This window comes from Couchioplanes caeruleus (assembly GCF_003751945.1).
In the GTDB taxonomy this organism is placed as follows: Bacteria; Actinomycetota; Actinomycetes; order Mycobacteriales; family Micromonosporaceae; genus Actinoplanes; species Actinoplanes caeruleus.
In genome coordinates this window covers 5273591-5296252 of the sequence record NZ_RJKL01000001.1, presented here as the reverse complement: position 1 = coordinate 5296252, position 22662 = coordinate 5273591, and the positions used below count along the sequence as shown (strand labels likewise).

At 70.2% G+C, this 22662-nt stretch carries 21 protein-coding genes and 1 tRNA gene; 3 read left to right on the top strand and 19 right to left on the bottom strand.

Going from position 1 to position 22662, the window contains the following annotated elements; genetic code table 11:
• Nucleotides 1-3: 3 nt before the first annotated feature.
• The 8 genes from EDD30_RS23630 to trpS all read right to left on the bottom strand — a co-directional run bounded on the left by EDD30_RS23630 (nucleotide 4) and on the right by trpS (nucleotide 7560).
• Nucleotides 4-1194, bottom strand: coding sequence for an ABC transporter permease (locus tag EDD30_RS23630; protein WP_123678857.1), 1191 nt, complete (start codon nucleotides 1192-1194; stop codon nucleotides 4-6).
• Between the two features lie 134 nt (nucleotides 1195-1328).
• Nucleotides 1329-2912: an ABC transporter ATP-binding protein gene (locus tag EDD30_RS23625; RefSeq protein WP_280526167.1), complete on the bottom strand. Its 1584-nt coding sequence runs from the start codon at nucleotides 2910-2912 to the stop codon at nucleotides 1329-1331.
• A gap of 103 nt (nucleotides 2913-3015) precedes the next feature.
• Nucleotides 3016-4113: a BMP family lipoprotein gene (locus EDD30_RS23620; RefSeq protein WP_071803201.1), complete on the bottom strand. Its 1098-nt coding sequence runs from the start codon at nucleotides 4111-4113 to the stop codon at nucleotides 3016-3018.
• Nucleotides 4114-4306: 193 nt separating this feature from the next.
• Nucleotides 4307-4588, bottom strand: a complete 282-nt coding sequence (locus tag EDD30_RS23615) for an SCO4848 family membrane protein (protein WP_071803200.1) — start codon at nucleotides 4586-4588, stop codon at nucleotides 4307-4309.
• A gap of 31 nt (nucleotides 4589-4619) precedes the next feature.
• Entirely contained in the window at nucleotides 4620-5018 is a 399-nt protein-coding gene (locus EDD30_RS23610) for a hypothetical protein (RefSeq protein ID WP_071803222.1), read from the bottom strand.
• 8 nt (nucleotides 5019-5026) lie between these two features.
• A complete protein-coding gene (locus EDD30_RS23605; RefSeq protein ID WP_071803221.1) occupies nucleotides 5027-5947 on the bottom strand; it encodes a YihY/virulence factor BrkB family protein in 921 nt (306 codons plus the stop codon).
• 30 nt (nucleotides 5948-5977) lie between these two features.
• A complete protein-coding gene (locus tag EDD30_RS23600) occupies nucleotides 5978-6529 on the bottom strand; it encodes a 2'-5' RNA ligase family protein (protein WP_244945377.1) in 552 nt (183 codons plus the stop codon).
• Nucleotides 6530-6534: 5 nt separating this feature from the next.
• The gene (gene trpS, locus EDD30_RS23595; protein WP_071803220.1) at nucleotides 6535-7560 is read right to left on the bottom strand and encodes a tryptophan--tRNA ligase; all 1026 of its coding nucleotides are present in this window, start codon (nucleotides 7558-7560) and stop codon (nucleotides 6535-6537) included.
• A 138-nt stretch (nucleotides 7561-7698) separates the two neighbouring features.
• Here trpS and galE point away from each other — a divergent pair, with 138 nt between their 5' ends.
• From galE to EDD30_RS23580, 3 genes are read left to right on the top strand one after another with little or no spacing between them, the layout of a single operon-like run.
• Nucleotides 7699-8676 carry a UDP-glucose 4-epimerase GalE gene (gene galE / locus EDD30_RS23590; RefSeq protein ID WP_071803219.1) on the top strand — a complete coding sequence of 326 codons (978 nt, stop codon included), beginning with the start codon at nucleotides 7699-7701 and terminating at the stop codon, nucleotides 8674-8676.
• A 13-nt stretch (nucleotides 8677-8689) separates the two neighbouring features.
• Nucleotides 8690-9832 (top strand): galactokinase, encoded by a 1143-nt coding sequence (gene galK, locus EDD30_RS23585; protein WP_071803198.1) that lies wholly within the window; start codon nucleotides 8690-8692, stop codon nucleotides 9830-9832.
• A 38-nt stretch (nucleotides 9833-9870) separates the two neighbouring features.
• Complete coding sequence (locus tag EDD30_RS23580) at nucleotides 9871-10065, top strand: hypothetical protein (protein ID WP_071803197.1); 195 nt, start codon at nucleotides 9871-9873, stop codon at nucleotides 10063-10065.
• 117 nt (nucleotides 10066-10182) lie between these two features.
• Here the strand turns inward: EDD30_RS23580 and cysN are convergent, their stop codons facing one another.
• From cysN to EDD30_RS23525, 11 genes are all read right to left on the bottom strand, one after another.
• A complete protein-coding gene (gene cysN / locus EDD30_RS23575; RefSeq protein ID WP_071803196.1) occupies nucleotides 10183-11481 on the bottom strand; it encodes a sulfate adenylyltransferase subunit CysN in 1299 nt (432 codons plus the stop codon).
• A complete protein-coding gene (gene cysD, locus EDD30_RS23570; protein ID WP_071803195.1) occupies nucleotides 11481-12392 on the bottom strand; it encodes a sulfate adenylyltransferase subunit CysD in 912 nt (303 codons plus the stop codon). The genes cysN and cysD overlap by 1 nt, the downstream gene beginning before the upstream one ends.
• Before the next feature lie 38 nt (nucleotides 12393-12430).
• On the bottom strand, nucleotides 12431-13321 hold the full coding sequence (locus EDD30_RS23565; protein WP_071803194.1) for a 3'(2'),5'-bisphosphate nucleotidase CysQ: 891 nt from the start codon (nucleotides 13319-13321) through the stop codon (nucleotides 12431-12433).
• A 16-nt stretch (nucleotides 13322-13337) separates the two neighbouring features.
• The gene (locus EDD30_RS23560) at nucleotides 13338-14744 is read right to left on the bottom strand and encodes a sugar transferase (RefSeq protein ID WP_071803218.1); all 1407 of its coding nucleotides are present in this window, start codon (nucleotides 14742-14744) and stop codon (nucleotides 13338-13340) included.
• Between the two features lie 535 nt (nucleotides 14745-15279).
• Nucleotides 15280-15867 (bottom strand): aminoacyl-tRNA hydrolase, encoded by a 588-nt coding sequence (pth, locus tag EDD30_RS23555; protein WP_071803193.1) that lies wholly within the window; start codon nucleotides 15865-15867, stop codon nucleotides 15280-15282.
• Between the two features lie 66 nt (nucleotides 15868-15933).
• Nucleotides 15934-16560, bottom strand: coding sequence for a 50S ribosomal protein L25/general stress protein Ctc (locus tag EDD30_RS23550; protein ID WP_071803192.1), 627 nt, complete (start codon nucleotides 16558-16560; stop codon nucleotides 15934-15936).
• 357 nt (nucleotides 16561-16917) lie between these two features.
• A complete protein-coding gene (locus EDD30_RS23545) occupies nucleotides 16918-17898 on the bottom strand; it encodes a ribose-phosphate diphosphokinase (protein ID WP_071803191.1) in 981 nt (326 codons plus the stop codon).
• Nucleotides 17899-18065: 167 nt separating this feature from the next.
• Nucleotides 18066-19502, bottom strand: coding sequence for a bifunctional UDP-N-acetylglucosamine diphosphorylase/glucosamine-1-phosphate N-acetyltransferase GlmU (gene glmU / locus EDD30_RS23540; RefSeq protein ID WP_071803217.1), 1437 nt, complete (start codon nucleotides 19500-19502; stop codon nucleotides 18066-18068).
• A 62-nt stretch (nucleotides 19503-19564) separates the two neighbouring features.
• Nucleotides 19565-19635: transfer RNA gene (locus tag EDD30_RS23535), tRNA-Gln, on the bottom strand.
• 162 nt (nucleotides 19636-19797) lie between these two features.
• Nucleotides 19798-20805: a CE1 family esterase gene (locus tag EDD30_RS23530; protein ID WP_071803190.1), complete on the bottom strand. Its 1008-nt coding sequence runs from the start codon at nucleotides 20803-20805 to the stop codon at nucleotides 19798-19800.
• Between the two features lie 97 nt (nucleotides 20806-20902).
• On the bottom strand, nucleotides 20903-22618 hold the full coding sequence (locus EDD30_RS23525) for a hypothetical protein (protein WP_071803189.1): 1716 nt from the start codon (nucleotides 22616-22618) through the stop codon (nucleotides 20903-20905).
• Between the last annotated feature and the right edge of the window lie 44 nt (nucleotides 22619-22662).

The following is a 22662-nucleotide window of genomic DNA, read 5'->3' as shown; positions in this document are numbered from 1 at the left end:
CGGTCACCAGCCCTTCGCCATGGAGGCGCCAAGCCGGGCGGTGCGGGCGGCGCGGAGGTGGAAGATCGCCTTCACCAGCGCCGGTGCGGCGATGAAGATGACGATCAGGGCCTGGACCACGGTCACCAGCTCTACGGAGATGCCGGTGAACGACTGCATGCGGTTCCCACCGGCGCGCAGGGCGCCGAACAGGATCGCCGCGACGAGCGTGCCCCAGGGACGGTTGCGCCCGAGCAGGGCCACGAGCAGGCCGTCGAAGCCGATGTTGCCGGCCACCTGCGGGGTCAGGGCGTGCGCGGTGCCCAGCACCTGGGTCGCGCCGCCGAGGCCGGCGAGGGCGCCGGCGGTGACCATGAGCAGGGTGTACGTCTTGGCGACGCTCATGCCCGCGGTCTTGGCGGCGGCCGGGTTGTGGCCGACCGCCCGCAGCTCGAAGCCGAAGGCGGAGCGGTTGAGCAGCCAGGCGACCCCGGCCGTGGCCAGCACGGCGAGGATGATGCCGAGGTTGGCCCGCAGCTCCGCGCCGAACGACGGAAGCTGCGCCGAGCTGTCGACGGCCTTGCTGATCGCGTCGCTGCGGCCGGGCTGCTGAATGCCCTTCTGCAGGATGAGCCAGCCCAGGAAGAGGTTGGCCGTGTAGTTCAGCATGATCGTCACGATGACCTCGTGGGCCCCGGTGCGGGCCTTGAGGATGCCCGGCACGAAGCCCCAGAGCGCGCCGCCGAGGATGCCGGCCAGCAGCGCCGCGAAGAGGTGGATCACGGGCGGCAGGGGCAGGAAGAAGCCCGCCATCGCCGCGGTGATCGTGCCGATGATCGCCTGACCCTGGCCGCCGATGTTGAACAGGCCGCCGCGGAACGCCAGCGCCACGGAGAGGCCGGTGAAGACCAGCGGCGCGGCGTACGTGAGGGTCTCGGAGATCGGGGCGAAGACCGGTCGCCACGTGCCGGAGCCGTCGATCCAGGCGGTGACGGCGGCCGGGTCGACGATCGCGCCCTTGAACAGGTCGGCGTACGCGGTGCTGACCAGCGTCCAGCTCGCGTTCAGCGCGTCGGCGGGACGCGCGGTGAAGTAGGAGAATGTGCTGAGCACCGCGGGATCCGAGATGACGATCATGATCGCGCCGATGATCATCGCCAGGATGACCGAGAGCAGCGTCACCGTCACGGTGTTGGCCGCCCACAGGTTGTGCATGAAGTGGCTCAGGAAGGAGTCTTCCGGCTTCTTCTGCGGCTCGGCAGGAGTCGCCTCCGTGACGGGAGCGCCCGTGGCGGTCTCCGCGGCCGTCTCGTCGGCGTCTTTCTGCGCGCCGACCGGTCCGTCGGTTGTCACTTCGTCCCCTTCTCTACGGCCTCGTCACCGTCGGTCGCCGGCTCGTTCCTGGCGCCGGTGATGCCGGCCATCAGCAGGCCCAGCTCCTCGCGCGGCGTGTCCGGCGAGACGATCGCCAGGATCCGGCCGCGGTACATCACCGCCACCCGGTCGGCGAGCCCGACGACCTCGTCCAGCTCGCTCGACACCACGATCACGGCCGTGCCCACGTCGCGCTCGTGCACGATGCGGCTGTGGATGAACTCGATGGAGCCGACGTCCACGCCCCGGGTCGGCTGGGCGGCGATGAACAGCCGCAGCGGCCGGGACAGCTCGCGGGCCACCACCACCTTCTGCTGGTTGCCGCCCGACAGCGTGCCCACGGGAGTCTCCGGCGACATCGTGCGGATGTCGAACTGCTCCACCCGCTCGCGCGCCGACTCCGCGACCGCGGCCGGGTTGAGCTGGAAAGCGTTGCCGTACGGCGCCCGGTCGTACTGGTCGAGCACCAGGTTCTCGGCGACGGAGAACTCCTTGACCACGCCGTCCAGGCTGCGGTCCTCGGGAACGTACCCGACGCCCGAGCGCAGGATCTCCTTGGTCGTCATGCCGGTGAGCTCTTCGTTGTCGACCGTGATCGACCCGGCGCGCGGGCGGCGCAGGCCCATCACCGCCTCGACGAGCTCCGTCTGCCCGTTGCCCTGCACGCCCGCGATGCCGAGCACCTCGCCCGCGCGCACGGTCAGGTCGACGGCGTCGACGGCGCGCACGCCGCGGTCGTCGTCGACGATCAGGCCGGAGATGTGCAGGACCTCGCGGCCGGGTTCGGCGGGAGCCTTGTTCACCTCGAGGCTCACCGCGCGCCCGACCATGATCGCGGCCAGCTCGTCCTCGGCGGCGTCCGGGCTGGCGGTGCCCACGGTCCGTCCACGCCGGATCACGGTGATCCGGTCGGCGATGGCCTTGACCTCTTTGAGCTTGTGGGTGATGAAGACGATGGACTTGCCGGCCTCGCAGAGCCCCCGCATGACCGCAAGCAGCTCGTCGGTCTCCTGCGGGGTGAGCACGGCGGTCGGCTCGTCGAGGATGAGCACGTCGACGTCGCGGGTGAGGGCCTTGACGATCTCCACGCGCTGCTGCGCGCCGACCGGCAGGTGCTCGACCAGCGCGTCGGGGTCGACCGGCAGGCCGTACTTCTCGGAGACCTCGAGGACCTCGCGCCGGGCCCGGCGCCGGTCCAGGAAGCCGGCCCGGGTCTTCTCGGCGCCGAGCGCGATGTTCTCGGCCACGGTGAAGACGGGTACCAGCATGAAGTGCTGGTGGACCATGCCGATGCCGGCGGCGATGGCGTCGCGGGGGCTGCGAAAGGTCCGCGCCTCACCGTCGACGAGGATCTCGCCCTCGTCCGGCTGCAGCAGGCCGTAGAGCTGGTTCATGAGGGTGGACTTGCCGGCGCCGTTCTCGCCGAGCAAAGCGTGAACCTCGCCGGGCTCGACGGTCAGGTCGATGTGGTCGTTGGCCACCAGGTCGCCGAAGCGCTTGGTGATGCCGCGCAGCTCGAGTCTCAGCGGAATCTCCTGCAGACGAGGGGCCGGCCGCACGACGTGAGGGACGTGGTGACGGCCCGAGCAGAGCCGCCGCGCAGGCCACGGGGATCGCTCCCCGCGACCGCGCGGCGGCCGGTTTGCTAGATCAACTTACGTGTCACTTCTTGGGCGCGTTGGCCGACTCGACCTTGATGGTGCCCGCGATGATGTCCGCCTTGAGCTTGTCGACCTCGGACTTGAGGCCCGCGTCGACCTTGCTGTCGAACTGGTTGTACGGCGCCAGCGAGACACCGTCGTTCTGCAGCGTGCCCAGGTAGCCCGGGGTGGCGGTGAGGGGCTTGCCCTGCGCGCCGTCGACCACGGCCTGCTCCACGGCGCCGGCGATGTTCTTGACGACGGTGGTCAGGAAGACGTCGCAGTACTGCTCGGCGCTCTTGCAGCCGTCCTGGTCGACCCAGATGACCGAGAGCTTGCCGCCGGACGCCTTGGCGACGTCGGCGCTGCCCAGGCCGGTGCCGCCGGCGACCGGCATGATCACGTCGGCGCCCTGCGAGACGAACGTGTTGGTGATCGTCTTGCCCTTGGTCTGGTCACCGAAGTTCTCGGCGAAGGTGCCGTTCTGCTTGGCCTTGTCCCAGCCCAGCACGGCCACGTTCTTGCTCTTGGTCTTGTTGTAGTGCGCCACGCCGTCGGCGAAGCCGTCCATGAAGACGGTGACCGGCGGGATCTTCAGACCGCCGTAGGTGGCGACCTTGCCGGACTTCGAGTAGCCCGCGGCGAGGTAGCCGGCGAGGAACGCGGCCTGCTCGGTGGCGAACTGCATCGGGTAGACGTTGGTCGCGCCCTCGACGGCGCTGTCCACGATGCCGAACTGCTGGGTGGCGTTCTCCGCCGCGACCTTCTTGGTGACGTCGCCCATGAGGCCGCCGACCGAGAGGATGAAGTTGCACTTCTGCGTGACGTAGCCGCGCAGGTTGGGCTCGTAGTCGGCCTCGGCCGAGGACGGCGCGTACTTCGGGTCGACGTTGCCCTGCGCCTGCTTGGCGGCCTGCAGGCCGGCCCACGCCGAGGCGTTGAAGGACCGGTCGTCGATGCCACCGGTGTCGGTGACCATGCACGCCTTGTATCCCGCGGCGGCGCTCGCGCCGGAACCACTCGGGGTCGACTTCGGGGCGTCGCCACAGGCAGCGGCGGCGAGCGTCAGCCCACCCGCCGCAAGAATCGCAACGATTCGCTTCCCACTTACTGGGCGCAAGACGCCCTCCTTCCACAGCGCACCGACACTGCGCGGTGCATCTCAGGTCGGGAGCGTAACCGCAGGTAAAGTCCTCGTCAGGAAATCGGCCCGGACTGTTGGCTCACCGTTACCTGGCCGCAACCGCGGGTCCGACCGAATCGGCGTTCCGGCACCAAACTGCAGGAAACTTCGGCACGCTCGTCGCAAGCAGTCAATTTTCCGGCGTATCAGCCCGGAGCGCCGAGGAATCCTCGGAAATCGATGTGCGCGCTCCCGCCGCCCGCCAGCCGCGCACGCCCAGAACGCCGACCGTCGTGCCGACGGCGAGGGATGCGGTGATCAACAGCGCGTGCACCCAGAGAAAGGATGTCGGCGCCCCGGCGGCGAAGGACCGGTCGTCCTTGGCGATGGCGACGCCGAAGCGCGGCCAGATCAGCCAGGTCCAGACGCCGACCGCGATCAGGAACGCGGACCACTTGCGGGAGAGCAGCACGGGACCAGTATGCCGGGGGCGGCTCCAGGGGCTAGCCGGCCGCCGTCAGCTTGGCGGCGATCCGGGCGAAGCCGGCGCGCACCTCGGCCTTCGTGGGCGGGCGGCCCGGCGTGGTGCGACGCGGCTCGTCGCGGTCGAAGGTCTCGGCGGACAACTCGTCGGCTCCGGGCTCACCCCCGCTCTTGGCGAGCTCGACCTCGGCGCGGATCGCCTCGCTGTCCGCCAGGGGCAGCAGCGGCTCGACCACCGCCATCAGATCCTCGTCCGCGACGACGGCCTGGGCCAGGGCGAGAGCGTGGGGCCGCTCGTACGGTCCGCAGACCAGCGGCTCCCACCCCTCGTCGTCGTCCAGCGGCCCGATGGTGATGATCCACGGCAGGTCGGCCACCGGTGAGCCCGGCGGCAGGTGCAGCGTCACGAGTGTGCCCACACCGATCATCATTCCGGGCGACGGTGCCGAATCCAGGTATTTTGCCCCACCGGAGCGGTTTTGTCGTCGGCCGAGAGATCCACGACGCGGCCGTGCGGGCTGGTCGCCGCCCATGCCGCGCCGAACAGCAGCAACTGGTTGAAGACGTAGAGGTAGACCAGCAGGCCGACTGCGCTGGCGACCAGACCGTACGCGGGGTTGTGCTGGATCAGTCCGACGAACGACTTGCCCACGGTGTTGAGCAGGTAGATCCCGATCCCGACCTGGAGCACCGGCGGGGCCATGCGCCGCGCGGTCATCCGCAACCGCGGGATGGCGGCCAGCAGGGCGGCCGCGAGCAGCATGTTGACCGCGATGGTGAGCACCACGCTGACCACGGAGAGCAGGACGCCGACCCGCCCGTCGGCGAGCCATTCGAGCAGCGCCTCCAGCCCGTAGACGGCGCCGACCGAGACGATGAGCAGCAGCAGGATGCCGACCAGCACCAGCAGGTCGACCGCCTGCCGTACGCCGACGTAGCCGGGTTGCTCGTTGAGCCGCCAGATCAGCCGCTGCGACGACCGGATCGCCTCGACCCAGCCGATGCCGGTGAAGATCAGGCCGACGATGCCGACGATGCCGACCGTCTTGCCGCTGTCGAGGATCGCCTGCACGTCCAGGAACGGCAGGTTCGCCGCCAGGAAATCCTGGACGATCCCGAACAGCGCCACATTGGAGTTGATCAAGAAACCGAAGGCCGAGTAGCCGATCAGGGCGAGCGCGAAGACCGCGAAGAAGCCGTAGTAGGCGATCGCCGCGGCCAGACGTCCACCGTTGACCTCGTCGTAGCGCAGCCCGGCCCGGCACAGATGGTCGAAGTAGCGGGAGCGGTGCCGCCAGGCCATGATCCGCGCCTCGACCACCGCGTACGCCCGGTCGATGGCGTTCACGCCGGTGACCGTACCCAACGGAGCGGGGATTTACGGGGTGCCGAGCGGATAGTCGCGGCGACGTTGCCAGGGGCGGTCGCCGGGAGCGGAGAGATCGTGCGAGAAGAGCGTGAAGGCGGGCACGTCGAACCGGGCCTCGAACTCGGCCAGGTCGTCGAAGACGGCGTCGAGCGCGGCGGCGGAGACGTCCTGGGCGACGGTCACGTGCGGGTGGTACGGAAAACGCGAGTCGCGCTCCACGCCCTCGGCGTCGGCGATCGCGGCGGCGAGCAGCTCACACTCGCTGATGCCGGCCGCCAGCGTAACGAACACCACCTCGGTGATCGGGCGGAAGGTCCCGGTGCCCCGCAGGTGGACGGTGAAGGGCTCCTGCGCCGAGGCGACCTCCTCGAGATGCTTCTCGATCGCCGGCAGCGACGCGGTGGAGACCTCCGTCGGCCCGAGCAGGGTGACGTGCGCGGGCGTGTACGCCGCCTGCGGGTCGCCCGCCTCGGCGCGACGGCGGGTCAGCAGCTCTCCCCAGGGCTCGGGGATGTCGATCGCGACGCCGATGCGCGTGGTGGGTGTCTCCGTCTGCGCCACCGGCGTCAGGCTCCGCGGGACGGGCTGAGGAAGCCGATGTTCTGGTACGCCGAGCCGAGCGTCGCCGCCGCGACGGCCCGCGCCTTGTCCGCGCCGACCGCGAGCACCTTGTCGAGGTGGACCGGGTCCTCCAGGTAGGCACGGGTGCGCTCCTGGACCGGCTTGACGAACTCGACCACGATCTCGGCGAGGTCCTTCTTGAGGTCGCCGTAGCCGCGCCCGTCGTACTGCTCGAGCAACTCGTCTATGGTCCGGCCGGTGAGCGCGGCGTAGATGGTCAGCAGGTTGCTGATGCCGGGCTTGTTCTCCTCGTCGTAGAGGATCTCCCGGCCGGTGTCGGTGACCGCGGACTTGATCTTCTTGGCCGAGCGCGCGGGATCCTCGAGCAGCTCGATGATGCCGTTCGGCGACGAGGCCGACTTCGACATCTTGGAGGTCGGGTCCTGCAGGTCGGTGATCTTGGCCGTGTCCCGGACGATGTACGCCGACGGCACGGTGAACGTCCGCCCGAAGCGGGTGTTGAACCGCTGCGCCAGGTCGCGGGTCAGCTCGAGGTGCTGCCGCTGGTCCTCGCCGACCGGCACCGCGTCGGCCTGGTAGAGCAGGATGTCGGCGGCCTGCAGGATCGGGTAGGTGAACAGGCCGACGCTGGTGGTGTCGGAGCCCTGCTTGGCCGACTTGTCCTTGAACTGCACCATACGCCCGGCCTCGCCGAAGCCGGTGATGCAGCTCAGCACCCAGCCGAGCTGGGCGTGCTCGGGGACGTGCGACTGCACGAAGAGCGTGCAGCGCTCGGGATCGAGGCCGAGGGCGAGCAACTGCGCGACCGAGAGCCGGGTCCTGTTCCGCAAGGCCACCGGGTCGTGCCCCATGGTGATGGCGTGCAGGTCGACCACGCAGTAGAAGGCATCCGCCGTTTCCTGCATGGCCACCCAGTTGCGGACCGCTCCGAGATAATTGCCGAGATGGAACGAGTCGGCGGTCGGCTGGATGCCGGAAAGCACCCGGGGGCGGCGGTCGGCGTCGGACATGAGCGCCATTGTGTCAGTCTCGCCGGGCTTCCCGTCAAACGCCCGCCACCGTCCGTCCCGGTGTTCGAACGTGTTGACTTATGATCGTTATTGAGCGACTCTGGACGCCAAGACCTAACCGCTACGAAAGGTCGTGTGGTGAAACTTCTCGTCACCGGAGGCGCCGGCTACGTCGGCAGCGTCACCAGCCGCCTGCTGCTCGACGCCGGTCACGAGGTGGTCGTACTCGACAACCTCAGCACCGGCTTCCGGGAAGCGGTCGCACCCGACGCCACCTTCGTCCAGGCCGACATCGCCGATGCCGCCTCGGTGCTCACCCCGGGCTCGGGCTTCGACGCCGTACTGCACTTCGCCGGCCTGATCGCCGCCGGTGAGTCGATGGTCAAGCCCGAGCTCTACTGGGACCACAATGTCACCCGCTCGCTAGCGCTGCTCGACGCCGTCCGCGCCGCCCGGGTCCCCCGCCTCGTCTTCTCCTCCACCGCCGCCGTCTACGGCAACCCCACCGAGCTGCCCATCACCGAGTCCGCGACCAAGGCGCCCACCAACACGTACGGCGCCACCAAGCTGACCTTCGACTTCGCGCTCACCTCGGAAGCCTTCGCGCACGGGCTGGCCGCCGTGTCGCTGCGCTACTTCAACGTGGCCGGCGCCCTGATCCGCGAGGACGGCACCGCCATCGGCGAACGGCACGACCCGGAGACCCACCTCATCCCCATCGCGTTGCAGGCCGCCGCCGGCAAGCGGGACAAGCTGCAGCTCTTCGGCGACGACTACCCGACGGTGGACGGCACCTGCGTCCGCGACTACATCCACGTGGCCGACCTCGCCCGCGCCCATCTGCTCGCCCTGGAGGCGGCCACCGGCGGCGAACACAAGATCTACAACCTGGGCAACGGGAACGGGTTCTCCAACCGCCAGGTCGTCGAGGTGGCGCGCGAGGTCACCGGCGCCGCGCTCGACTTCGAGGTGGCCCCGCGGCGCGACGGCGACCCCGCCACCCTGGTGGCCTCCTCGGAGCGGGCCCGCGACGAGCTCGGCTGGATCCCGGAGAAGGCCACGCTGCAGGACATGATCGGCGACGCCTGGCAGTTCTACCGCGCCCACGTCGCGTGATCTGATCATCGCCATGGATGTCGCGTCCTCGGCAACGGCGGCCTTCCGCACCACATTCGGCGCCGACCCGGCCGGGCTCTGGGCCGCACCCGGGCGGGTCAACCTGATCGGCGAGCACACCGACTACAACGCCGGTTACGTGCTGCCCTTCGCCCTGCCCCAGCAGGTGGTGGTGGCCGCGGCGCCCGGTGACGGCCCGGGCTGGACGGTCTGCTCGGACCTCGCCCCGGAGGCCGTGACCTTCGCCGAGCCGGCGCCCGGCACGGTCGAGGGATGGGCGGCGTACGTGGCCGGCGTGGTCTGGGCGCTGCGCGAGGCCGGCCACGCGGTGCCGCCCGCCCGGATCGCGCTCGCCTCGGACGTGCCCGTCGGTGCCGGCGTCTCCTCCTCGGCGGCGCTGGAGTCCGCGGTGCTGACCGCGCTCGCCGACCTGGGCGGGCTCGACCTGCCGGTCCCGCGGCGGCCCGCGCTCGCCCAGCGCGCCGAGAACGGCTACGTGGGCGCGCCGACCGGGATCATGGACCAGTCGGCCTCCCTGCGCTGCGAGGCCGGCCGGGCGCTGTTCCTGGACTGCCGGTCGCTGGAGGTCGAGCAGATCCCGTTCGACCTGGCGGCCGAGGGGCTGGCCGTGCTGGTCGTCGACAGCAACACCCCGCACCGGCATGTCGACGGCGAGTACGGCGCCCGCCGGGCATCCTGCGAGGCGGCGGCCGGGATCCTCGGCGTGCCGGCCCTGCGCGACGTGCCGACCGGCGACCTCGCTCGCGCGCTCGCCCGGCTCGACGACGGGGTCATGCGCCGCCGGGTCCGCCACATCGTCACCGAGAACCAGCGGGTGCTCGACACGGTGGGTCTGCTGCGCGCGGGGCGCATCCGCGAGATCGGCCCGCTCCTGACCGCGTCGCACGCCTCGATGCGCGACGACTTCGAGATCACCGTGGACCGGGTGGACGTGGCGGTCGAGGCGGCGCTCGCCGCGGGGGCGTACGGCGCCCGGATGACCGGCGGCGGCTTCGGCGGCTGTGTCCTGGCCCTGATCGACGCGGACGCGGCCGGCGCCACCACGGCCGCGATCGAACGGGCCTACCGCACCCGCTCCTTCGCCCCGCCCACCGCCTGGTCCGCCACGCCGGGCCCCGGCGCCCGCCGCCTCTGACCGGCATATCCGCGGGGCGGGGCGGGTATGCGCAGGGCATGACAGTCGAATCGCAAGAGCACCGGCCGAACGAGCACGGCTTCTCCGGCGCCGCCACCGCGCCCGATCCCGAGCGCCGGCCCGAGCCGGTCGAGAAGGTCGAGGGCGAGAGCATCGCGGTGCCCGCGGGCGACATCACCGGCGCGGTCAGCGCGGCGATCGAGGACGCGACGACCAGCGACGACGACCGCTAACCCGGACCAGCCCACCCGGCCCGGACCGCTGACGGGGGCCAGCCGCCGGCGCGGACGCCTGATGCGACCCAGCCCGCCCGGCCTGGGCCGGACGGGCTGGGTCGAGTCTCGGCAGGCTCAGGCCGCCTCGATGATCATGCCTGCGCCGACCGTCCGGTTGGTCGTCTCGTCGATCAGGATGAAGCCGCCGGTGGTGCGGTTGCGGCGGTACTCGTCCGCGAGCAGCGGCAGCGTCGTGCGCAGGCGCACCCGGCCGATCTCGTTCAGCCCGAGCTGCGGTGCGCCCTCATCGCGGTGCAGGGTGTTCACGTCGAGCTTGTACTGCAGCCCGCGGACGACCGTCCGGGCCGTCCGCGTGGTGTGTTTGATCGTGTACTTCCCGCCCACCCGCAGCGGCGCCGTCTCGTCCATCCAGCAGACCATCGCCTCGATGTCCTGGGCGACCGCCGGGGCGTTGTGCGGCCGGCAGAGCATGTCGCCCCGGGAGATGTCGATCTCGTCGGCGAGCCGGACCGTCACCGACATCGGCGGGAAGGCCTCGTCGACCGGGCCGTCGGCGGTGTCGATCGCCGCGATCTTGCTGGTCATGCCGGACGGCAGCACCATCACGTCGTCGCCGGGCTTGAGCACGCCGGAGGCGACCTGGCCCGCATAGCCGCGGTAGTCGGTCACGGTGGTGGACTGCGGCCGGATCACGTACTGCACCGGGAAGCGGACGTCGACCAGGTTGCGGTCGGACGCGATGTGCACGTGCTCCAGGTGGTGCAGCAGCGACGGGCCCTCGTACCAGGGGCTCTTTTCCGAGCGGGAGGCGATGTTGTCGCCCTCCAGCGCGGAGATCGGGATGATCGTGAGGTCGGTGATGTCCAGCTTCGCGGCGAACGAGGTGAATTCGTCGGCGATCCGATCGTAGACCTCCTTGTCCCAGCCGACGAGGTCCATCTTGTTGACGCAGAGGACGAGGTGCGGGACTCGCAGCAGTGAGGTCAGGAACGCGTGCCGCCGGGACTGCTCGACCAGGCCCTTGCGGGCGTCGACCAGGATCAGCGCCAGGTCGGCGGTCGAGGCCCCGGTGACCATGTTGCGGGTGTACTGAATGTGCCCCGGAGTGTCCGCGATGATGAACTTGCGCCGCGGCGTGGCGAAGTAGCGGTACGCCACGTCGATGGTGATGCCCTGCTCCCGCTCGGCCCGCAGGCCGTCGGTGAGCAACGCGAGGTTGGTGTACTCGTCGCCGCGCGCGGCGCTGACCGCCTCGACCGCCTCGAGCTGGTCGGAGAAGAGTGACTTGGTGTCGTAGAGCAGGCGGCCGATCAGCGTCGACTTCCCGTCGTCGACGCTGCCCGCGGTGGCGAACCGCAGCAGATCCATGTTGCGGGCGGCGGCCGCCTCGGTGTCCAGAACTGCCTGACTCATCAGAAGTAGCCTTCCCGCTTGCGGTCTTCCATCGCGGCCTCGCTGACCTTGTCGTCGCCCCGGGTGGCGCCCCGCTCGGTGATCCGGGTCGCCGCCACCTCGTCGATGACCTTCTCGACGGTGTCGGCGTCGGAGAGCACGGCGGCGGTCTGCGACGCGTCGCCGACCGTGCGGTAGCGCACCCGGCGGGTCTCGACCGTCTCGCCGTCGCGCGGGACGATGAACTCGTTGACCGCGTAGAACATCCCGTCGCGCTCGACGACCTCCCGGTCGTGGGCGTAGTAGATGCTCGGCAGCGCGATGTCCTCCTTGGCGATGTAGTGCCACACGTCCAGCTCGGTCCAGTTGGAGAGCGGGAAGACGCGGATGGACTCGCCGGGGTGGTGGCGCCCGTTGTAGAGCGACCAGAGCTCGGGACGCTGGTTCTTCGGATCCCACTGGCCGAATTCGTCGCGGAAGCTGAACATGCGCTCCTTGGCGCGGGCCTTCTCCTCGTCGCGGCGGGCGCCGCCGAAGAGGGCGTCGAAGCGGTACTTCTCCACCGCGGCGAGCAGCACCGGCGTCTGGATGCGGTTGCGGGTGCCGTCGGGCAGTTCGCGGACCAGGCCGGAGTCGATCGCCTCCTGCACGCTGGCGACCACCAGATTGAGGCCCAGCTCGGTGACCCGGGCGTCGCGATACTCCAGCACCTCGGGGAAGTTGTGACCGGTGTCGACGTGCATGACCGGGAACGGGATGCGCGCCGGGGCGAAGGCCTTCTCGGCCAGCCGCAGCATCACGATCGAGTCCTTGCCACCGGAGAAGAGCAGCACGGGCCGCTCGAACTCGGCCATGACCTCGCGCATCACGAAGATGCTCTCGGCCTCCAGGGCATCGAGATGGGATACGCGATAGGGCTTCGCCTGGCTCACAGGATCCCTAGCCTTTCGATGTGCGTGTGTGCAGAGGGTCAGGTTAGCGGGAGGTGACGCTGCAGCGCTGCAAGCAATCGGGGAGCAAGGTCCCTACGACAGACCACGAGGTCCGGCAACTTGGGATCGGCCTGGTTGTATTTCAACTCACTTCCATCGATTCGGCTAGCGTGCAGTCCAGTGGCTGACGCCACAGCGACGGGCGCGGCGCTGTCCCACTCGTACTGCCCGCCCGCATGCACATAGGCGTCCGCCTCCCCGCTGATCACCGCGGCGATCTTGACGCCGGCCGATCCCATCGGCACCAGCTCCGCGCCGATGTCCTCGGCGAGGGCGGTGACGAAGGCCGGCGGGCGGGTGCGGCTCGCGGCGATCCGGATCGGGCCACCGGTGGCGGCGGCGAGGGGCAGCGGCGGGTACGCCGGGATGTTGTCGGTGGCGAGCGTCCGGTGCTGGGCCGGCATCGCGACCGCCCCGGCCGCCAGGCAGCTCGGGCTCGCGCAGTCCGCGGTCCAGAGCGCCACGTGCACCGCCCAGTCGGCGCGGCCCTCCTCGGAGAACTCCCGGGTGCCGTCCAGCGGGTCGACGATCCAGACGCGGGAGGCGTCGAGCCGGTCCGGGCGCACGATGCCGCGCTCGCCGTCCTGCCACGCAACCCGCGAGTGGTCGTCCTCCTCCGACAGCACGGCGTCGGCCGGGCGCCACCGGGCGAGCTCCGTACGCAGCAGATCGTGCGCGGCCTTGTCGCCGGCCGCCTTCAGCGCCTTGCCGTCGGCGTACCCCATCTCCGCACGGACCTGGAGCAGCACCTGCCCGGCGCGGTCCGCCAGCCAGCGCGCGAACGCGGAGTCGTTGACCGGCGGCGTGCCGGCGGATTCCGGCTCGCGCTGACCCGCAATGCGTGCCGACGTCCCTGTCTGCTCGCTCATCGCTCTCCTCATGAATTCAGTACGCTCCCGACGATCGCACCACGGCGGTCATGGTCCGCAAAAGGATCACCAGGTCCAAACTGAGAGACCAGTTCTCCACATAGCGCAGGTCCAGCCTGACCGCCTCCTCCCACGGAAGGTCCGAGCGACCGGAAACCTGCCAGAGGCCCGTCATGCCCGGTTTGACCGCGAGCCGGCGCCGCACGTCGTCGGCATAGGCGGCGACCTCCGACGGCAACGGCGGCCGCGGCCCGACCAACGACATCTGACCCGAGAGGACGTTGAGAAGCTGCGGCAGCTCGTCCAGCGAGAACCTGCGCAACCACCGTCCGACCGGGGTCACGCGCGGGTCGTCGCGGATTTTGAAGAGCACACCGTCGTGCTCGTTGAGGTGCCGGAGCTCGGCCAGCCGGGCCTCGGCATCGACATACATGCTGCGGAACTTGAAGATGCGGAACCGGGACCCGTCGCGCCCGACCCGGACCTGCCGAAAGAGTACCGGCCCTCGCGAGGTGAGCCGGACACAGAGTGCGACGGTTAACAGCAGCGGACCGAACAGGACCAGGAGAAACAGGGCACCGAGGCGGTCGAAGAGGTCCTTGACGATCCGCGCGCCGCCGTGCAGCCGCGGATGCTCGACGTGCAGCATCGGCAACCCGTCGAAGGGGCGGATCGTGGTCCGGGCCCCGGCGACGTCGATCAGCGCGCTCGCCACCACGAGGTCGACCTCGTCGCGCTCCAGGCGCCACGCGAGCCGGCGCAGCGCGGCACCGTCGAGCTCCGGGCAGCTCAACACCACCACGGTGTCCGCGTCGGCGGCGTCCACGGCGTTCGCGACGTCGTCGAAGGTGCCGTAGACGGGCAGGTCCACGTCGCTGGCGCCGTCGTGCCCGGGCGGCAGGCAGGCGCCGACGACCTCGAGGCCGTGGTAGCGCTCCCGGCGCAACTGCCGGGTGATCCCGATGACGGACAGTTCGTGCCCCACCACCAGCACCCGGCGCAGGCTCGCGCCCCGCGACCGTTCCAAATGCAGCCGCTTGCGCAGCGCGAAGCGCAGCACCACGGCCGAGACGATCGCCGTCGGCAGCGCCGCCAGGACGTAGGAGCGGGCGAGCTCGAGCTCCAGCGCGTACGAGACGACGGCCACGCCCGCGATCAGCCCGACTCCGCCGCGGAACACCCGCTGATATTCGTCCGTGCCGACGAACAGGAAACGCCGTTCGTACGCCCGGCTGACCACCAGGACGGCCAGCAACGCCACCGGCAGCAGCGCCGACAGCAGCAGATACCAGCGGTTGTACGCGGTCACCTCGTCGCCGAAGCGCAGTCCGAAGGTCACCGCCCCCGCCGCCACCCCGGCGAAGAGGTCGCAGAGGACCAGGGCCCGCACGTACCGGCGCTCCCAGCGCTGCCGCCGCGACATCGCGGCGTGCTTGCCCCGGACCCGGACGAAGGGACGGCCGGCGGGCCGGGCCGCCGCCGAGCGGTTGGGCCGCGGCGACCAGAGCCGCTCCACGGCCTGGTTCCTCGCCCGTTCGCTCGCCAGTTGTCCGCCGGCACCCGCCTGCGGCGGCGCGTTGTCCTCGTCGCCCGTGGGCCGGGCCGGGGAGGGAATCTTGCTGTTGCGCACCCGGTCGCGGTGCGGCGACGGGCGGTGTGGGCGCGGACCGTGATTGGCCGGTGGGTGGTTGGCCGGGCCGAGGTTCTCGGGGATGTCCGCCCGGGACGGCTCCGAGCCGCCCCGCCGCTGGACGGTCGGCAGGACCACCGTCGGTTCGTCCATCGTCGCCTTGCGGCTGCCGGACAGGTCCTGTGTCACCCGAACCTCCCCGCGCCGTCAGATCCCGCGCACCGTTTCGGTGCGGCTATGTGACCAACGCGCTAACAGCAGGCAGCGTCACGGGACTGATAGACGGACAAAACGGTCCAAACGATCTATCCGTTCCACCCTCATGGAATCAATTCCCGTGGTATTTGTTCTGCGTCCACTCGACGCCCTCGAACACCACGGCCTCCACCACATCCGCCGCCCGGTCGACGAGAAACTCCAGCTCCTTGCGCTCCACACCGGAAAAGTCGGACAGCACGAAGTCGGCCGGATCCTGCCGTCCCGGGGGCCGGCCGATGCCGAAGCGCACCCGCGCGTACTCCTTGGTGCTCAACGACTTCGACATCGAACGAAGACCGTTGTGACCACCCTCACCGCCGCCGCGCTTCACGCGCACCTGGCCGTACGGCACGTCCAGTTCGTCATGGACGGCGATCACCTGCTCGACCGGCACCTTGAAGAACTGCGCCAGCGCCACCACCGGAGCCCCGGAGAGATTCATGTACGTCAGCGGCTTGACGAGAATGAGCTTCGGGCCGCCGAACCCGAGCCGCCCCTCCGCCACCTCGGCCACCGCGCGCTTGTGCCGGCCGAACTTGCCGCCGACCCGGGACGCCAGCAGGTCCGCGACCATGAAGCCGACGTTGTGCCGGTTGGCCGCGTACTCCCGGCCGGGGTTGCCCAGGCCGACCACCAGCCAGGGTGCGTCCTCCGCCATCAGCCCTCCTCACGAAAACAGGGAAAGTGCCGACCGGCACTTTCCCTGTTCGGCGGTTTTGCTCGGTCAGCCGGCGGCTTCCTCGGTCGCCTCGCCCGCGGCGGCCTCCGCGGCCTCACCGGTGTCGCCCTCCATCTGAGCGGCGGTCTGGGCCTGCGACACGATCGCGATGACGTGGCCCGGGTCCACGGCCAGCTCGGTGCCCTTCGGCAGCGTCACGTCACCGGCGGTCACCTGCGCACCGGCCTCCAGGCCCTCGATGGAGACCTCGAGGGCGGCGGGCACGTGCAGGGCCTCGGCGGTCACCGAGAGCGTCGTGCTCTCGCTCACCACGAGGGTGTTCTTGGCGGCCTCGCCGACCAGCGTCACCGGGACGTCGACCTGGACCTTCTCGCCGCGCTTCACGATGATGAGGTCGACGTGCTCGTAGGTGTCCCGGATCGGGTCACGCTGGATGGCCTTCGGCAGCGCCAGCGTGGCGCCCGATCCACCGACGATGTCGATGGTGAACACCTGGTTGAGGCCGCCGTGCCGGATGGCGGCCGCGAACTCACGCGCCGGCAGCGCGATGTGCTGCGGCTTCTCGCCGTGGCCGTACAGCACTGCGGGCACCAGGCCGGCCCGGCGCGTGCGGCGGGCACCACCCTTGCCGAACTCGGTACGGGGCTCGGCGCTGATCTTTACCTCGGACACGGGGAAACTCCTGAAACTCTGAATCGGGCTGCGTCTAAGTCTGCGGGCTACGGGCGGTGATCGGCGGGGGCCGAGCGGTGGTGGTGCTCAGTGCTCGGCAAGGGGCGCACTGGGCACAGGCCCGGAGCACCGCGTCGATCACGGTGCCTCAAGCGAACTCCGCAAACTTGCAGCAGACCGCGTGGCACCCTCGCCGTGGCAACCGCACTAGCTTACCTGCTCATGCCGCGCCTTAGCGGGCGGGTCCCGAGGGCTCGCTCTCCCTGCGAAAAGTTCACCCACCCGATGCAACTTGCACAGTCTCCCGCGCCCACCGGAAATCGGCGCCTGGTTTGCGTCAAAGCAGGCAGATCCGGGCTAGCTGAGGCCGCCGAAGAGGGTCGTGACCGAGCCGTCGTCGAAGACCTCGCGGATCGCGCGGGCCAGCAGCGGCGCGATCGACAGCACCGTGATCTTGTCCAGCCGCTTCTCCGGCGGCAGCGGCAGCGTGTTCGTCACGATCAGCTCGGAGATCTTGCTGTTCTTCAGCCGTTCCGTCGCCGGGTCGGACAGCAGCGCGTGCGTCGACGCCACGATCACGTCCGCCGCACCGGAGTCGAAGAGGATGTCCGCGGCCTTGGTGATGGTGCCGCCGGTGTCGATCATGTCGTCGACCACCAGGCAGATCCGGCCCTCGACCTCGCCGACGACCCGGTTGGCGACGACCTGGTTGGGCTTCAGCGGATCGCGCGTCTTGTGGATGAACGCCAGCGGGCAGCCGCCCAGCCGGTCCGTCCAGCGCTCCGCCACCCGCACCCGGCCCGAGTCCGGCGCGACCACGGTCATCGGCCGGCCCTCGAACTTGCGCTGCACGTGCTCGGCGAGGATGTCCATCGCGAACAGGTGGTCCACGGGGCCGTCGAAGAAGCCCTGGATCTGCGCGGTGTGCAGATCGACGGTGAGGATGCGGTTGGCGCCCGCGGTCTTCAACAGGTCGGCGACCAGCCGCGCCGAGATCGGCTCCCGGCCGCGGTGCTTCTTGTCCTGCCGCGAGTACGGGTAGAACGGCAGCACCACGGTGATCCGCTTGGCCGAACCCCGCTTCAGCGCGTCGATCATGATCAGGGTCTCCATGACCCACCGGTTCACGCCCTCGGTCACCGACTGCACCACGAAGGCGTCGGAGCCGCGGACGGAATCCTTGAACCGGACGAAGATCTCGCCGTTCGCGAACTCGTACGAGTCCGACGGCGTCGGCGCGACGCCGAGCACCTGGCCGATCTCCTCGGCAAGCTCCGGGAAGCCTCGCCCGGAGAAAAGCATCAGACTCTTACGGTTCTCCGCGACGATGCTGCCCATGGGCTCGTCCGCTCCCGTGACTCGAGGGGGTGGGGTTCACGTGAAGTATTACCCGCGGCCGCCGGATGGCCACGCGCCAGATCCGCGTCGTGGGATGCCTCACGCCAGCTTGCGCAACCGCGATCTCAGTGACTAGGACCGCGCCGGACGCGAGCCAGGCACCGTCGTCATTCGTCGGAGTCGGAGGCCGCCCGCGCGGCCGCGTCCGCGGACACCGTGCCCGGCCGCTTCCGCGCCGTCCAGCCCTCAATGTTGCGCTGCTGCGCGCGCGTCACGCCCAGGTTTCCCGCGGGCACGTCCTTGGCGACGGCGCTGCCCGCGGCCACATAGGCACCCGGCCCGATCTCCACCGGCGCGATCAGCACGGTGTCGCTGCCCACGAACGCGGCCTCACCGATCGTCGTGTGGTGCTTGGCGACCCCGTCGTAGTTCGCGAAGATCGTGCCCGCGCCGATGTTGGACTTCGGGCCCACGGTCGCGTCGCCGACGTACGAAAGATGCGGCACCTTCGCGCCGGCGCCCAGCTCGGCGTTCTTGGTCTCGACGAAGCCGCCGACCTTCGCCTTGCGCCCCAGCCGCGTGCCCGGCCGCAGGTACGAGTACGGGCCCACGGAGGCGTCCGGGCCGATCTCCGCGCCCAGCGAGTGCGAGCGCAGCACGGTCGCGCCCTCCTCCACGACCGTGTCGACCAGCGTCGTGTCCGGCCCGATCACCGCGCCGGTCGCGACCGTCGTGGAGCCCTGGAGCTGCGAGTTCTGGTCGACCACCGCGTCCGGCTCGAGGGTCACGGTGACGTCGATCCAGGTCGTGGCAGGGTCGAGGATCGAGACGCCGGAGCGCATCCAGGCGGTGTTGACCCGGTCACGCAGCAGCGACCGCAGCCGTGCCAGCTCGGCCCGGTCGTTGCACCCGAGGGTCTCCCGGGCGTCGGCGGCCACGTACACGCCGACCGGGTGACCGACCGACGCCAGGATGCCGAAGACGTCGGTGAGGTATTCCTCGCCCTGGTCGTTGTCGGTGGACAGCTTGCCGAGCGCCTCCCGCAGCAGCACGGCGTCGAAGACGTAGATGCCGGCGTTGATCTCACGGATCGCCCGGATCTCCGCACCGGCGTCCCGCTCCTCCACGATCCGCTCGAGGTTGCCGTCGGCGCCGCGCACGATCCGCCCGAGCCCGGCCGGGTCGGCCACCTCGGCGGCGAGCACGGTCGCACCGGTGCGCGCGCTCTCGTGCGCGGCGACGAGCGCCTCGACCGTTTCCGGCCGCAGCAGCGGCACGTCGGCGTTGAGCACCACGACGGTGCCGGCCGCCTCGGGAATGGCCTCGAGAGCGATGCGCACAGCATGCCCGGTGCCGTTCTGCTCGGCCTGCAGCACCGGAGTGGCGCCGGGTGCGATCTCGGCGAGGTGGGCGCGCACCTGATCGGCCTTGTGCCCCACGACCACGACGGTCCGCGACGCCTCGGCGGCCTCGGCGGCGTGCAGGACGTGACCGAGCAGCGTCCGACCGAGCAGCGGGTGCAGCATCTTGGGCGTGGCGGATTTCATCCGCTTGCCCTCGCCGGCGGCGAGGACGACGACGGTACGGCTCGGGGCCTGGCTCACGCGGGACTCCATTGTTTGCAGTCTGTCAGAGAAGCGGCGTCAGCTCAGCCGCGGACGAAAAGCTCCCGGGAGAGGATTCGAACCCCTATAAACGGCACCAAAAGCCGCGGTCCTACCATTAGACGACCCGGGAGGGCAAAGCGGACAAAGCGACCTAGGTCATGTACGCGGGTTACATACTAGCGTCTCCCCCGGCTCGGGCAGCTCGACCATCTCGCGACCACGAACCAGGATTCCTCACCCCGCGGCGGGCCGAGGACGGGTTGTGCGTCTTCGCCCCTCGGCGGCGGATCCGTCAGGCCTTGGGGTGGGCGTGGAGGAACGTCCAGATGGTCGGGGTGGCGTTGAGGGCCGTGGAGGGCGGGTCGAGCCTGAAGAGCCGCTCGGCCGCCGGGGCCGGTTTCGATCCCGGCCACTGGTGTCCCGCGCCCGCGACGGTGATCAGCTCTACCGCGCGGCCCTGGGGACAGGTCGCCACGGAGGTCGTCACCGGACCCGACTTGGTCGTGGCCGGGGCCGGACAGCCGTCCGTGCGGCGCCAGGTGTCGATGAGCGACGGCACGGAGGGGCCGTCGATCTTCGCAGGCAGGCGGCCGGTGCCTGCGTTGCTGCGGCGGCCCGGGCCTCCGCCGTACGGGACGGTGGGGTCCTTGTCGCCGTGGATGTGGATGATGGAGATCGGCGCGGGATCGTCGCACTCGTTGAGCATGGTGCCCGCCACCGGGCCGATGGCGGCGAAGATCGTCGTCTCGCAGGCGAGGCGGTAGGCGAGCATCGCGCCGTTGGAGATGCCGGTCGCGTAGACCCGCTTCGGATCCACCCCGGGCACCGCCGCCACCAGCTTCGTGATGAAGCCGACGTCGTCCACGTCGTCGCGGGCCGCCACGCCGCAGCAGTCCGGGCTGACGTTCCAGGTGCGGTTGACCCCGTCGGGGTAGGCGACCAGGAAGCCGCCCTTGTCGGCCTCGGCGTCCCAGCCGTACGCCTGCGCGGCCTGACGCCCGGTGCCCACCGCGCCGTGCAGCACCACGACGAGGGGCGCTCCGGCCTTGGCGGAGGCGGGCCGGTACATCAGGTAAGTGCGTTGACGGCCGTCGACGGTCAGCGAGGCGCTGGACCTGCCGACCGGCAGGGCCGAGGTGGGCGCGCCGGTCTCACCCGGTGGTGAGCCGGGCGCGGAGGGAGCGGAAGGGACGCCGTTCGATGGGGCAGAGCTCGGCGCGGGGGACGGGTCGCGGCGGTCGCGGGTGCAGCCGGCGAGGAGCAGCAGGAGCACGGCCGCGAGGGCGGTCTGGCGCTTCATGGGACCAGCCTTCCTCGGCGATGTTCGGGGACTGTTCGGGCGCGGTCAGGGACGGGACCGGCCGAGCATCCACCGTGGATACCCGCCCGGCCATTCATCAACGCTTGTTCATTTCGATGAGCTCCCAGCCGCCCTGGGGACGGAGGTCGAACTTCTCGGTACGCAGGTTCATCGGGTTGGCCATGCCGATGTAGAGCCCGCCCTTGCCGTTCGGGATCATGTTGCGGATGCCGTAGTTGAGGTAGTTGCCGAGGCCGCGGACGTTCACGGCCTGGGCCGGCGAGTTAGAGTCGGGGAACATGTAGAGATCGCCGCCGAACTTGGTCGGGTCGATCAGCGGCAAGTGCCAGTTGCTCGGGTCGGCGAGGGCACGCTTGGCCCGGGAGTTGACCGGCGGCTGCGGGGCCGCGCCGGCGAGCAGATCCTTGACCAGGTAGCTCCAGTCCATGGTGCCGACGAAGAGCTTGTTGTCCACCACGGTCATGCGCCACGTGTAGTTGTTGAACAGGTAGCCGAAGCCGGACTTGCCGTAGAGCGGCGTGTAGTTGGTGGGCTTGTCCGACCAGGTGGAGGTCGCCGGGTCCCAGGCCGGCAGGGTCTTCTCGCCGTACAGGAGCTCGATCTTCTGGGTCGGTGTGCCCAGGTCCTTGCCGCGCCAGATGCTGATCGCCCGCTGGGTCTTGACCGACTGGTCCTTGGCGGCCTGGTCGGTGGCGGGCGGATAGACGGTGGCGTGCACCATGCTGGACTTCATCGGGACGTGCATGGTGCCCCAGTAGACGTAGCCGTCGAACGTGGCGATGCCACCGCCGCCGTAGGTGGCGGAGACGACGCGGTCCTGCTCGTAGAGGCGGGCGTTCCAGACCTGGCGCCAACCGGACTTGTCCTCGTCGTTGAGGCCGGGCAGGCCGTCGGCGAGCTTGGGGCTGATCCACAGGCCGGCGAGCATCTGCTGGCTGGTGGGCTGTTCGGCGGGCCAGCTCGTGGCGGCGAGGCGGCCGTCGTAGACGGTCAGGTCGGCGGCCTGCACGGGCAGGGCGGCGACGGTGGTGAAGTCGAAGGGTCGGGTGGTGTCGCCGTTCCAGCGCCAGACGGCGCCGCCGGCGGAGCCGTTGCGACCGATGCCGACGCCGAGGTAGAGGCCGTCGTCGGCGACGAGGAACGTACGGATGTTGCCGAAGTCCGGGAAGTTGATCGAGCCGAGGTACTGCTGGGTGGTGGCGTCGAAGGCGAACATGTTGAGCGTGTTCTCGAGCGCCGGGCCGCCGAGCAGGACGACGTTGCCGAGGTGGCCGGCGGCGCGCAGGCCGACGGTGTGGGACAGGCGCAGCGCGTCGTCGGGTGACTTGGCGCGGATCTCGGCGCTCTTGTTGACGGACCGTCCGGTGGTGGTGTCGTAGGTCCACACCTCGGGCGCGCGCATGTCGCCCATGTAGGGCGGGATCACCGGGTCGGACTTGGCGGCCTGGCTCTCGCCGTACTCGCAGGTCCAGTTGTCGTTCGCGGTCGGCTTGACGTAGTCGAGGGTGGCGCCGCTGACCAGGCAGTGCACGTTGGCCCCGGTGCCGTACCAGAGGGTCTTGCCGACCTGGGTAAGGCCCCAGACGTACGCCTGGTTGACCTTGGGCTTGCCGGTCTTGCACCGGGGGCCGGCGGGGTACGCCTTCCCGACGCCGTCGAAGCACTCGTCCGCCTTGGCCTTGGCGAGCCGGGTGAACTTGTAGTCGAGCCGTGCGGGTGCGGCCGTCGCGGGCGCCACCGCGAGGCCGGCGGCCACGAGCGCCACCGCCCCGGCCGCGAAGATTTTCCTCATATTTATCAACTTGAATTCCCTTCCGAGACGCAACGAGCGCCCGC